Origin of the sequence: Williamsia herbipolensis (assembly GCF_000964005.1) — a bacterium.
Taxonomy (GTDB): domain Bacteria; phylum Actinomycetota; class Actinomycetes; order Mycobacteriales; family Mycobacteriaceae; genus Williamsia_A; species Williamsia_A herbipolensis.
This window is the reverse complement of sequence record NZ_JXYP01000003.1, coordinates 73,784-85,643: the sequence shown is the minus strand read 5'-3', so window position 1 is coordinate 85,643 and position 11,860 is coordinate 73,784. Positions and strand designations below refer to the sequence as shown.

Sequence of the window (11,860 nt, the reverse complement as noted above, 5' to 3'; positions counted from 1 at the left end):
CCGGTGCTGTCCATGACAGCCACTCTAGGGGGCATGCTGGAGGGATGGAGACGTGCATTTTCACCGAGCCGCAGCAGGGCGCCACCTACGACGAGCTGCTCGCGGTGGCCACCACCGCCGAGTCGGCCGGCTTCACCGGCTTCTTCCGGTCCGACCACTACCTCGCGATGAACGTCCCCGACGGGGTCGGGCCGAGTGACGCGTGGATCACCCTGGCCGGTATCGCCCGGGAGACCAGCACCATCCGTCTGGGCACCCTGGTCACCTCGGCGACCTTCCGTCTACCCGGGCCGACGGCGATCTCGGTGGCGCAGGTCGACGCGATGTCGGGTGGGCGCATCGAGTTCGGCATCGGCGCGGGCTGGTACGCCGAGGAACACTCGGCCTACGGCATCCCGTTCCCCGCGCTCGGCGAGCGGTTCGACCGACTCGAGGAGTACCTGACGATCGTCACCGGCCTCTGGGCAACCCCGGTGGGCGACCGCTTCACCTTCGACGGCAAGCACTATCAACTCACCGAGTCCCCGGCCCTGCCCAAGCCGACCCAGCAGCCCGGTCCGCCGATCATCATCGGCGGTGCGGGCAAGAAGCGGACCCCTGCGCTGGCCGCGCGCTTCGCCGCGGAGTTCAACACCCCGTTCATGACCGCCGCCGACGCCGCCCCGCTGCACCGTCGCATCGACGAGGCCTGCGCGACGGTCGAACGGTCGGCGCCCATCAGGCACTCGGCGGCGCAGGTGCTGTGTTGTGGCCGCGACGACGCCGAGGTCGCCCGTCGCGCCGACGCGATCGGACGCGACGTCGACGATCTGCGGGCATCCGGACTCGCCGGGACCCCGGCACAGATCGTCGACACCATCGGCGGGTTCGCCGACCTCGGCATCACACGGATGTACCTGCAGACGCTCGATCTCGGCGATCTCGACCACCTCGAACTGGTGGCCGCACAGGTACTCCCCCAGCTGTGAGCCCCCACGTGCCACACTGATCGGCATGTCCGTTGGGCCGACCATCGACGAGTTCCGTTCCGTGATCGACGCGGCGACGCACCGGTTGTCGGCGTCGGCGCGCTCGGCTGGACTCACCGCCCTCGTCCCGCCGTGCCCGGACTGGACGGTCGCCGATCTCGTCGCGCATCAGGGGATGGTGCACCGCTGGGCACAGGCGCAGATCCTGGGCGTCGAGGCGCCGTTCGCGTCGGAGTCCGACGTCCTCGACCGCGTGGCGCCGACCGACCTCACCGACTGGTTCGTCGACGGTGCACGGGAACTCCTCGCGACCCTCACGACGGCCGATCCGGACGTCGAGGCCTGGGTGTTCATGGAGACCGGCCGCACCCCGCTGGAGTTCTGGACCCGCCGTCAGGCGCACGAGACCACCATCCACGCTGTCGATGCCGTTGCCGCCGAACACGGTTCGGTCCCGATGGCCGCGGCGCTGGACGTCGATCCCGTCCTCGCCGCGGACGGTCTCGACGAACTGCTGGTGCGTTTCGCGCCCCGCGGGCGGTCGAAGCTGTACGACGGTGAGCCCGCGACGATCGGCGTCGAGACCACCGACACCGGCCACGCCTGGACGCTGTCGGTGTCGGCGGAGGCGTTGGCCGTCACCGACGGCGCACCGGAGTCGGCGACCGCGTGGTGGCGGGGCACCGCCGGCGCCCTCTACCTCGGGTTGTGGAACCGCGGCGACGAGATCGAGGTGTCCGGCGACCGGACGACCCTCGAGCGGTGGCGCGCGCGGCACCGGGTGCGCTGATGGCGGTGACCTCGGTGCGGTGGTTGTCGGTCGTGCTCGATTTCCCGGCCGACGAGTTCGGTGACGAGGTCACGTTCTGGCGTGCGATCGCGGGCAGCACCGTCTCTCCGCCTCGGGGCGAGAAGCGCCAGTTCGCCTCGCTCGAACCGTTCAACGGCGATCCGCACCTGCTGGTCCAGCGCATCGACCACGGCGTCGGTGGGGTGCACCTGGATCTGGCGGTCGACGACATCGTCGTCTCGGCCGCCGGCGCCCAGGAGATCGGCGCGGCGGTGGTCTCGTGGGCCGACGACTGCATCACCATGACCTCGCCGGCGGGGTTCGTGTTCTGTCTGGTGGTCTGGCGGGGACAGAGCCGCAAGTCGCGTCCCATCCGGTGGCCCGGCGACACCATCAGCATCATCGACCAGGTGTCGATCGACATCCCCTCGCGACGGTTCGATCGTGAGTGCGCGTTCTGGGAGGCGCTGACCGGGTGGGAGGTGATCGGCGGCAGCGGTGGCCGACCCGAGTTCCGTCACCTGGCGCGGCCCGAGCATCTCGCGGTTCGGATCCTGTTGCAGTCGACCAATTCCGGGGCCATCGCCGGTCACGTCGACCTCGCCAGCACCCATCCCGCCGAGGAGGTGGCCCGCCACGAGGACTGGGGCGCGGAGGTCGTCGCCGAGCACGGTGACTGGACCGTGATGGCCGATCCGACGGGGCGGCCCTACTGCATCACCGCCCGCAACCCGCGGACCGGCGAGCTCCCGGGCTGAGCACGTCTCGGCCGCGGCGCTCGGTCAGACCTGCGGCAGGTGGCGGCGGTATCCGCGCACCACGACGGCGGTCGAGGCGAGCAACAGCGCGGCGAGCACCACGAGCAGCGCTGTCGTCGTGAACGGCGGGGTGAGGGCGGCGAGGATCGTGGGCACGACGAAGCCCAGATAGGCGACGGCGTAGAAGATCCCGGTGAGCCGGGCCAGATCGGACGCGGGCGCGATGCGCTGCACCTCGCGCAGGCCCGAGACGAGACCGACACCGAACCCGACCCCGAACACGACTGCCGCCACGAGTCCGACCACCACTTGCGAGGTCTCGACGGCGGCGATCATCACGACGAGACCGACCGTCAGCGTCGCCATCGAGACCACGATGCCGCGGGCACTCGAGGGCGAGTCGATGCGCGTGGCGACGGGCTGGACGAGTGCGCCACTGGTGAGCGCGACGACGCTCAGGAGTGTGGCGTAGGCGAGGCCGAGACCGCCGGTCGCGTCGGCGAGCAGCACCGGCAGGTAGCCGTAGGCGAGTGCGCAGGCCGCGAACAGCCACGGCCCGCACACGAGGACGACTTGCAGGAACCGTCGGTGGCGCATCGACGGCACGGTGAGCCGTGACCGAAGTGGTTGTGCGACAGCGCCTGCGGACACCGTCTCGGGTGGGCGGCGCACCAGCAGGAGGAAGGGGACGGCCACCGCGATGTGGATCAGGTACGGCAAGACCTCGGGCAGCGGACCCCACTGCGCGATGCCACCGGCGACGAGAGCGCCCGAGGCCGAACCGAGGGTGAACGCCAGTGAGGCGCGGCGGGCACCGGCGCCGGCGTCGGCCGTCGGGTCGAATCGCCCCTGACTGAGCTCCTTGAGCCAACTCGTGCCGACGGCCATCGCCGTGCCGACCGACATGCCCGCGAACAGCCGGCCCAGGCAGATCGGCAGCGATCCGAGTTCACCCAGGGCGAGTAGCGCGCTGGCCGCCACCCCGAACCACACCGCACACGACATCGGTCCTCGACGCCCGCCGTGGTCGCTCACCGCGCCCGCGATCACCAGTGCCGGTGCGAGTCCCGCGACGTAGATGCCGAGGAAGAGCGTGACCGTCGCGGACGAGTAGTGCGCGGTGTCGCGGTACAGCAGCAGCATCGGGCTGAACTGGTTCCCCGACCACGCGCACACGAACAACGTGCCGAACACCAGGACCCAGGCCCTCCCGGCCGTGTGCGTCGCGGTGATCGATCGATCAACGGCGGCCACGCGGGTGGGGATCGTCATATCGCTCCCTGGTAGCGCTCGAGGTGCGCGACGAGCGCCGCGGTGAAGCCGTCACGGTCGCCGCCCACGAAACAGTCTGCGAGGGTGCGGTGATCGGCATATGACGCCGCGAGGTTGCCGGGATCGATGCGCAGGTACATCGTGCGCAGTCGTTGCTGCCGCCCACGCAGTTGCTCGTAGAACTGCCGCGCCAACGGATTTCGGGAGGCCTCGATGAGCAGGGCGTGGAAGTCGTCGTCGGCGTCGACGAACGCCGCGACGTCGCCGGCGCCGACCGCCGCCTCCTGCTGACGCAGGTTCTCCTCGATCCGCCCGACGATCTCGGCGTCGGGCCCTCCGGCGGCGAATGTCTGCGCGGCCGAGGCCGATTCGATGCCCTGCCGCATGGCGAGCACGTCGGTCGCCTCCGACGGCGTCATCGGTCGGATGATGGCGCCTTTCCGGGAGACCAGCTCGATCAGCTGCTCGGCGTCGAGACGCAGGAAGGCCTCGTGGACGGGGGTTCGGCTGATACCGAGCTCGGCGCCGATCTTGGCCTCGCTCACCAACTGCCCGCCGGCCAGACCGCCGCTGATGATCTGCGCCTTGGTGTGGGCGTAGGCGCGCTCGGCGGCCACCGGTCCCGCGTTCACGGTCATGCAACGACCGTAACACCTTGCATACAAGGTTGCATGCAAGCCTGTGGCAGGAGGGCCGCGCGACCGCCTACGCTGGCACGATGGCGATCTCCGACGACGATCTCACGCATCTTCGACGCTGCGTCGACCTGGCCGGCGAGGCCCTGGCCGCGGGCGACGAGCCGTTCGGTTCGGTCCTGGTCGACGCCGAGGGCCGGCCGGTCTTCGCCGACCGCAACCGCGTCGGCGGCGGAGACGAGACCCGCCATCCGGAGCTCGCGATCGCGCTCTGGGCGGTGGAGAACCTCGACCCCGTCGACCGCGCCCGGTCGACGGTGTACACCTCCGGTGAGCACTGCCCGATGTGCGCGGCCGCGCATGCGTGGGTCGGGCTGAGACGCATCGTCTACGCGGTGTCGTCGGCGCAGCTCACCGACTGGTTGCAGGAGTGGGGTGTGCCGGCGTCACCGGTGGCGCCGCTCCCGATCGAGACCGTGGCGCCGGGTCTCCCCGTCGAGGGACCCGTCGAGATGTTCGCCGAGGAGATGGCCGCCCTGCACCGCCGCGCCCACGCCTGACATCTCCGGATCTCAGTCGTTCGGCCGTCGGACGAACTCCGACACCGCGTCGACCTCGGCCGCGAGAGCGCGCCGTCGTGACGCGGGGACGTCACGCAGGTACTCGACGGCCACCGTCCCGGCGGCGTCGACGCGCCACGACCCGACCACCCGACCGTCGACCATCGCGAATCCCGGTAGACGACCGTTCGGGGTGGCCATCGCCTTGTAGACGTCCTCGTCGATGACGCGACGGCGATCGGCCTGGGCGACCACGACGTTGTCGAACGGCGCCAGGAGACGCGCCGGCGCGGGCTCATCGGCCGAGGCGATGTCGAGGCCGTCGAGGTCGAACAGCTCCTCGCCGTCGGGCCCGGTCAGCCGATTGAGCTCCCAATCGCGTTCCATCGCCTCGATCGGCTCACGGAGTCGGGTGAGGCCCGACCAACTCTGCACGCCCGCAACGGTCGACGGCCCGAACCCACGCAGGTACAGCCGGATGAGGTCCTTGATCGCCTCGTCCGCGGTGACGGCGGGCTCACCGGGACCGACCCACTCGTCGAACAGCCGGTAGGTGGTGGCGCCACTACCTGCGAACAATCCGCGCGGCGGCACCTGGACGAGCGGCAGCGTGCACCGGGCGATCGTGCACAGGGTTGACGCCGACTCGCCGGGAAAGCGTTCCGCCAGAGCGGCACCGAGCGCTTTCGTCGACATCTCCCTGCCGGTCAACAGTTCGCGAGCATGCCGTGTCACCGCGGCGGGGTCGGCGGCGACGACGTTGCGCAGGTGGTTGGTCCGCAGTTCGGCGTCGAGCGTGGGCTGGGCCAACGGTCGGATCCAACGGGCGTCGGCGGCGTCGATGCAGAAGACCGTGCTGCGCAGCAGCGCCATCCGCACCACCTCACGGTCGAGCATCAACCCGTCGAGCTCGGCGGGATCGAAATCCACCACGCGCGAGAACAACCCGAAGAACGCCGCGCGCGGGTCCTGCGACTGCAGACCCACACACCGGTCGAGCACCTCCACGGCGTCGTCGTCGACGCGCTCGAGCAGGTGCTGACGGGTCAGCACGGTGCGGTTCCACTGCTCGAGCGAGATCCGCTCCGACGACGTCACGGCCGGCTCACCGCTGCTGCCGCGCCGTCGCGATCTCGCCGAACGTCGCGGTCCGGGCGTCCGACCGCGCGCCGTCGGGCCCGATCCGCTTGTCCACCAGGATGACCTGGCCGATGAACTGCTCGACGATGCCCGCCATACGGATCGGCGCGGCGATGATGAGCTGGAACCCGAACTGCTCGAACGCCCGCAGCGACTGGCTGCTGAACGTCTCGTCGGACTTGCTGAACGCCTCGTCGAGCATCAGCGGCGCGAAGCCGGGGCGGTGGTCGTCGGGACTGCTCAGCGAGAAGCTCAGTGCCGCAGCCAGACAGAACGCGACCAGCTTCTCCTGCTCGCCACCGGAGTTGGTCGCGGTGTTGCGGTAGGTGTGCACCGGCGGCGCGTCGTCATCGGCTTCCTGCCCGGCGGCGGGGCGTGCGAGTTCCTTGCCGTAGAAGAAGTAGCTGTTGCGCACGTCGAGGACGTTGTCGCACCAACGCTTGCCCTCGGCGTCGGTCGCGGTCAGCGCGATGATGAGGTTCTTGATCCGGTAGAACTGCCGCGCCAGCACCGCGCCGTCGCCGGCCCGGGCCGCGGGGGCGTCGCGCATCATCGCGTCGACGATGCGGGCGAACTCCGTCGCCTCCTCGGTGGGGTTGTGCTGCACCGCGATCTGCAGATAGGTGCCGGTGTTGAAATCGACCCGCCGGAGCCCGCTGTTCACCTCCGCGATCCCGCGACGGATCCGCTTGTTGGTGTCGCCGATCTCCTTGTAGAGGTTCGACACCGAGTGGGAGATGTCGGTGGTGATGAGCTGCCGGAACCGCTCCTGGGTGGAGGCCAGTCCATGGTCGATGAGTCCGGCGTGGATCGACACGAGATCCTGTGCGCCGGCGATGGTGGGCGTCAGGTTGTTCGCCGCGGCAGGCCATTCACGCACGAACGCCTCGGCGGCGCGGACGATGCGGTTCTCCGCGCTGTCGCGGTCGGCGTTGGCGTCGGCCTGCACCGCCTCGAGGGCGTTGCGCAGATCCGACCGCACCTCGCCGTAGGTCTCGATCGACAGGTGCTTGCCGTTGCCCTCCAACACGGTGCTCAACACACCGGAGAGGTAGTCGCGGTCGTCGTCGCTGATGGCGTCGGCGTCGCTGGACTGCTCGAGTTCGGCGAGCCAGCGGTCCCAGTCCGAACCGATGTGGCGCAGTTGATCGTTGATCGCACCGACCCGCGCGACCGCCTCACGCCAGTCGGCGCGGGCGATGTCGACCTGCTCCTCGAGTTCGGCGAGGTCGACCCGGTTGCCGCGGACGGCCTCGATCCGCTGGTTCAGCTCGTCGGCGTCGCGTCGGGACGACCACCAGTTCAGCTCGGTCCACGAGCCGTAGGCGGCGAGCGCATCGGCCGCCTTGGCGCGTTCCCGGTTGTCCTCCAACAGGTCCCGCATGTCCTGCGATGCCTGCCGTGCGTCGTCGAAACGGGCCTGCAGCCCGACGAGCGATTCTTCGAGCGCGGCGCGCTTGCCGTCGGTGTTGGTGCCGAAGATCCAGTGGGTGCAGTCGTCCACGCGACGGCGATCGTCCTTGCGGTAGCGGTCGCGTCCGGCCTTCACCAGGCCCTGCGGGGTCACCGCGAGCTCATGGCGGTCGAGCTCGACCGGTGTGCCGACACACACGTGCGCGGCCGAGCGGGCCACCACGCCGGTGAGCCACGGCCCGGCCGGGTGCGCGGTGTCCACCGTCATGACCGCGGCCAGTGTTCCCGGTGTCGGGTCGGTCACCGTGGCGTCGGTGTCGAAGGCGCGGAACTCCAGCACACCACCGAGGTTGGTGGCGTTCACGAAGTCCGAGACCCGCCTGCGGTGTTCCTGCGGCACCAGCAACGTCATGCCGAGGCTGCGCAACACGCGTTCGGCGGCACCGGCCCAGGTGTCGCGGTGCTCGGGTGCGACCTCGACGAGTTCCGCGGCGAACGGCAAGTCGTGGGCGGCCACACCGGTTCCGGTCGCGATGGCGTCGCGCTGGGCGAGGGCATCGCGCGGCAGCAGCGAGCGGCGGGCGGTCAGGGTGGTCAGCTCCTCGAGCACCGCCTCGTGCTCTCGACGGGCGTCGGTCTCGGCACTGAACACCGGGTGCGCCCGCGCCGACAGCGACGCCGCGGCCTCCCGGGCGGCACGGCCGATCTGCGGGGCGCGGTCACGGAGTGCGGCGAACTCCTCGTGCGACTCCGGCGTGTTCTCGCCGAGACGCGACACCACCGCCGAATACCGTTCGTAGGCACGGTTGCGGGCGGTCACCTGCGCCTCGAACGACTTCAGTTCCGCCTCCAGCGACGTGAGCTCCCCCTTGTCGACGGTGAGCTGGTCGCGCAGCGAGGTGTGCCGGTCCTCGCGTTCGTCGGCGATGTTCTCCCACGAGGCGACCTCGTTGTCGAGCGCGGTCCGCTGGTCCTCGATCGAGTCGAGTTTGGCCTGCAGCAACGCCACGCGGTGTTCGCGCATGAACGCGCGCATGGGCGGCCCCAGCAGCTCGGCGGCACGTGTCGTGGACTCCTCGGCACCGCAATACGCCTGCCACGCATCGGGTATCGGCCGCAGCACCTTCTCCTGTGCATGCGCCCGCGCCGCGGCCTGATAGGCCTCGTCGAGCTGGGTGAAGTTCTCGATCAACCGCTGCGCCTTGGTGTAGGTGTCGGGGCGGTCGAGCATGTAGGTGCGGATGAAGAGGTTGAGGTCGCCGACGTTCTTCATCGCCTTGGCCTTGCCCATCAACGCGAGCGCCGCCGAGGAACTGCCGATGCCCACCCGACGGCGCAACGCCTCCTGGTAGGCGCTCTGCACGTCGAAGCAGGCGACCTCGGGATGGGAGGCCCGGTACGAGCGGATGTCGAATCCGCCTGCGGCCCAGTCGTTGAGCGACAGCAGGTCGGCGTCACCGGGGTGCAGCTGGTACCACGAGCGCAGCGCGGCCCCGTCGTTCCCGGAGCCGGGGAACCACTTGATGGCCACGGCCGTCGTCACCGAGCCCGCGCCGTTGTCGTAGGTGGCGGCGATCGCCGACCACGTCGCGCCCGACCCGCGCAGGTACTGCACCTGCGACTGGTTGTACTCGTCGTCGTTCTCCGCCCACGCCCCGCGCACGTAGTCGGCCATCGAGCGCGCGGCCCGCTTCGCGCCCTTGGCGGTGAGGTCGGCCGAGGCGTTGAACCCCTGGTCGTAGGTGGGTAGCAGGACCACCGAGTGACCGTCCATCAGGGACGACTTGCCCGATCCCGACGGACCGGTCAGCAGCACACCTCGCTCGTCGATCGGGAAGTCCTTGTAGCCGTGGAAGGTTCCCCAGTTGACGAGCTGGATACGCGTGAGCCGGAACTGTCCGATCGCGATGGTGCGCCGTGCGGTCGTGGCGGTCTGCTCGAGGGTGTCGGTCACTGCTCGTCCTCATCCTCGGTGGTGGCGTCGGGGGCGTTCTCGGTCTCGTCGAGCGACGCCTCGTCGAGTTCGGCCAGATCGGGGCTGGGGTCGTCGCCGGCGAGGACGCGGTAGGCGCGGGTGTAGGACTCGACCTGTTCCGGCGTCAACAGCGCGGCGATCACGCCGTGGATGGCGTAGCGGTCGGTGCCGGGCAGGGCGCGGATGACCTTGCGGTTCTCCAGCACGTTGATCGCGGCGTCGACGCGGCGGATGAATCCGGCCTCGTCGGTGTCGCGGACGGGCTTGTAGGTGAGCATGTGGTCGACCATCTCGGTCCGTTCCACCGTCGCCGACTCGTCGACACTGGTCAGGTACTTCTGGCGCAGGAACAGCGCGAGCACCGACGCGGCCAGGGTGAGCGTCGACGCGCGGAGGATGTTGCGTTGGCGCGGATCGGATTCGGTGACCTGGCGGGTGAACGCATAGCGGTGCTCGGTGTCGATCTCGAGCACGAGGTTGAGCTCCGACAGGCGCGAGCGGATGATCTGCTCGTTCGCCTCGATGGCACGCCAGTTACGGGACTTGCCGCTCACGTGGGCCGCGGCCACGAGTTCCTGCAGGGCGTAACAGACCGGCGCGGGGAGTTCGGAGGTGTCGCCGTCGAAACGGGGTTCGGTGCGGCGCTGACCGATCTCGCCGAGCGGTTCGGTGCCGTCGAAGCTGAAGTGCGACAGGTCGACCGACGGCGAGGCCTCGGCGTCGGGGCTGTCGACGAACAGATCGTCACCGGCCTCGGGGGTGTCGGTCGCGAGATCGTCGTCGGTCGCGTCGTCAGTGGTCACGCTGGGGTCCCCCCGGTCAGGTCGTCGAGCAGGTGCACCGCGGTGTCGGCGGCGGTCACCACGGGTTCGGGCATGGGGGCGGTGAACACGATGGCGGGCACCGTGATCTCCCGGACACCCCGCGCGGTGTGCGCACCGACCGTCATCGCCGACCGTGTCGTGTCGACCGCGCCGTGTCGTTGGGCGAGCGACCACACGCCCACCACATCGCCCACGCGCGGGGAATCGATGCGCGACAACACCTCCGCGAGATCGGCGGCGCCGCTCCTGACCGACGCGTTCACCGCGTCGGTCAGGGCCTGCCAGTCGATGGTCTCGGTGCCGACGAGCGCGGCGGGGTCGATGTCGATCTCGCCGGCCGAGGCCTCGACACCGTCGGGGACCTCGATCACCCCGTCGTGCAGTGAGACCGCACCGATCGAGTGGGTGTCGGCCACGCCCATCGGGACCTCGATGCCCATGTCGCGGCCCGCGCTGACGTGTTCGAAGGCCGCGGCGGCCGCGCGCTGTGCCTCGCCGATCTGCTCCCGCAGCGCCCGATAGTGCAGGAAGTCACCACCTTTGACGAAGGTGTTGATCCGTCGGTACACCTGCCCGCGGATCTCGTCGACGTGCTGCACCTCGTCCCACATGCGGTCGATGAAGCGACCCAGGATGTCGGCCTGATCACGCGGGAGATCGGGGAGGGCGGCGAGGATCGCGTCGATGTGTCGCTCGAGGTCGTCGCGCAAACGGTGGTCGGAGATGAGGGTGTAGAAGGCGTCGAAGGCACTGCCCTCGGCGGACCGGTGGAGTTCGTCGTGCCCGTCGAACATCCGGTTGAGTGCGTCGGCGTAGGCACCGGCCCGCTCGTCGAGGCCGCCGGTGAGCAGCTCGCGGGAGTTCTCCCGCAGCTTCTCGCCGTAGCCGATGATGTCGGCCGGCATCCGTTCGGCGAGCGAGGTGACCATGCGGATGTCGTCGAACACCCGTCGCGCGTCGACGGCGGGGACCGCGCCTGCGGCCAGCTCGGCCCGCCGCGCGGTCAGCTCGGCGATCTTCGCGTCGATGTCGCGGATGTGTTCGCCGGGATCGGGGTTGATGGCGACCGCGATGTTCGACAGTCGACCGATCACCATCTCCATCGCCGTCTGGGTGGCGACCGTACGGTCGTGTCGCACCGACTGCACCTGTGCCAGCGCGGTGGTCGCGCCCCGCGTCAGCTGATAGCGCTCGATGTGTCGATCGGAGTCCAGGGTGCGGGCGACGAACCCGCGGCGCGTCCAGAGGTCGAGGAGCTCCTCGGCGGTCGGGACGGCGACGTCGCGGTCGGTCCAGTGCGACGACAGCGCGGCGATGTCGTGGGCGAGGCCCGCGGCGAGGTGATCGCCGTCGACCTGGCCGTCGCCGAGGCGGGCGGCCATGAGCGCGAGGTGCACCATCGCGCTGCGCGATCGCAGCAACCGCAGGGTGACGTCGGCGTCGGCGCTCTCGGTGAACGCGTCGTGCAGTGCGGCCGCGGAACCCGCGGGGGTGGTGCCGACCGCCATGTCACCGCCTTCACCAG

10 protein-coding genes are annotated in these 11,860 nt (G+C 70.1%); 4 read left to right on the top strand and 6 right to left on the bottom strand.

Annotated features, from left to right (window positions below; genetic code table 11):
- Nucleotides 1–44 precede the first annotated feature (44 nt).
- The 3 genes from TU34_RS00990 to TU34_RS00980 are packed head-to-tail and all read left to right on the top strand — an operon-like array spanning nucleotide 45 to nucleotide 2,516.
- A complete protein-coding gene (locus TU34_RS00990; protein ID WP_045820967.1) occupies nucleotides 45–968 on the top strand; it encodes an LLM class F420-dependent oxidoreductase in 924 nt (307 codons plus the stop codon).
- Nucleotides 969–993: 25 nt separating this feature from the next.
- Nucleotides 994–1,758 (top strand): maleylpyruvate isomerase family mycothiol-dependent enzyme, encoded by a 765-nt coding sequence (locus tag TU34_RS00985; RefSeq protein WP_045820966.1) that lies wholly within the window; start codon nucleotides 994–996, stop codon nucleotides 1,756–1,758.
- Entirely contained in the window at nucleotides 1,758–2,516 is a 759-nt protein-coding gene (locus TU34_RS00980) for a VOC family protein (protein WP_045821003.1), read from the top strand. Before TU34_RS00985 ends, TU34_RS00980 begins: the two co-directional genes overlap by 1 nt.
- Before the next feature lie 24 nt (nucleotides 2,517–2,540).
- On the opposite strand, the gene TU34_RS00975 is transcribed toward TU34_RS00980, so the two are convergent.
- Nucleotides 2,541–3,788: an MFS transporter gene (locus tag TU34_RS00975; RefSeq protein WP_082079724.1), complete on the bottom strand. Its 1,248-nt coding sequence runs from the start codon at nucleotides 3,786–3,788 to the stop codon at nucleotides 2,541–2,543.
- Entirely contained in the window at nucleotides 3,785–4,426 is a 642-nt protein-coding gene (locus tag TU34_RS00970; RefSeq protein ID WP_045820965.1) for a GntR family transcriptional regulator, read from the bottom strand. The genes TU34_RS00975 and TU34_RS00970 overlap by 4 nt, the downstream gene beginning before the upstream one ends.
- Nucleotides 4,427–4,506: 80 nt before the next feature.
- Here TU34_RS00970 and TU34_RS00965 point away from each other — a divergent pair, with 80 nt between their 5' ends.
- Nucleotides 4,507–4,983, top strand: a complete 477-nt coding sequence (locus TU34_RS00965; RefSeq protein ID WP_045820964.1) for a nucleoside deaminase — start codon at nucleotides 4,507–4,509, stop codon at nucleotides 4,981–4,983.
- Between the two features lie 12 nt (nucleotides 4,984–4,995).
- Here the strand turns inward: TU34_RS00965 and TU34_RS00960 are convergent, their stop codons facing one another.
- The 4 genes from TU34_RS00960 to TU34_RS00945 are packed head-to-tail and all read right to left on the bottom strand — an operon-like array spanning nucleotide 4,996 to nucleotide 11,843.
- Entirely contained in the window at nucleotides 4,996–6,081 is a 1,086-nt protein-coding gene (locus tag TU34_RS00960) for a winged helix DNA-binding domain-containing protein (protein WP_045820963.1), read from the bottom strand.
- Between the two features lie 7 nt (nucleotides 6,082–6,088).
- The gene (locus tag TU34_RS00955) at nucleotides 6,089–9,490 is read right to left on the bottom strand and encodes an ATP-binding protein (RefSeq protein ID WP_045820962.1); all 3,402 of its coding nucleotides are present in this window, start codon (nucleotides 9,488–9,490) and stop codon (nucleotides 6,089–6,091) included.
- Nucleotides 9,487–10,314, bottom strand: a complete 828-nt coding sequence (locus TU34_RS00950; protein WP_045820961.1) for a DUF4194 domain-containing protein — start codon at nucleotides 10,312–10,314, stop codon at nucleotides 9,487–9,489. Before TU34_RS00950 ends, TU34_RS00955 begins: the two co-directional genes overlap by 4 nt.
- Nucleotides 10,311–11,843, bottom strand: a complete 1,533-nt coding sequence (locus TU34_RS00945; RefSeq protein ID WP_045820960.1) for a DUF3375 domain-containing protein — start codon at nucleotides 11,841–11,843, stop codon at nucleotides 10,311–10,313. Before TU34_RS00945 ends, TU34_RS00950 begins: the two co-directional genes overlap by 4 nt.
- Between the last annotated feature and the right edge of the window lie 17 nt (nucleotides 11,844–11,860).

Coding starts and splice junctions, on each gene's coding strand:
- TU34_RS00965 (WP_045820964.1), top strand. CDS start 4,507: ATGGCGATCTCCGACGACGATCTCACGCATCTTCGACGCTGCGTCGAC.
- TU34_RS00975 (WP_082079724.1), bottom strand. CDS start 3,788: ATGACGATCCCCACCCGCGTGGCCGCCGTTGATCGATCGATCACCGCG.
- TU34_RS00945 (WP_045820960.1), bottom strand. CDS start 11,843: ATGGCGGTCGGCACCACCCCCGCGGGTTCCGCGGCCGCACTGCACGAC.
- TU34_RS00990 (WP_045820967.1), top strand. CDS start 45: ATGGAGACGTGCATTTTCACCGAGCCGCAGCAGGGCGCCACCTACGAC.
- TU34_RS00980 (WP_045821003.1), top strand. CDS start 1,758: ATGGCGGTGACCTCGGTGCGGTGGTTGTCGGTCGTGCTCGATTTCCCG.
- TU34_RS00985 (WP_045820966.1), top strand. CDS start 994: ATGTCCGTTGGGCCGACCATCGACGAGTTCCGTTCCGTGATCGACGCG.
- TU34_RS00970 (WP_045820965.1), bottom strand. CDS start 4,426: ATGACCGTGAACGCGGGACCGGTGGCCGCCGAGCGCGCCTACGCCCAC.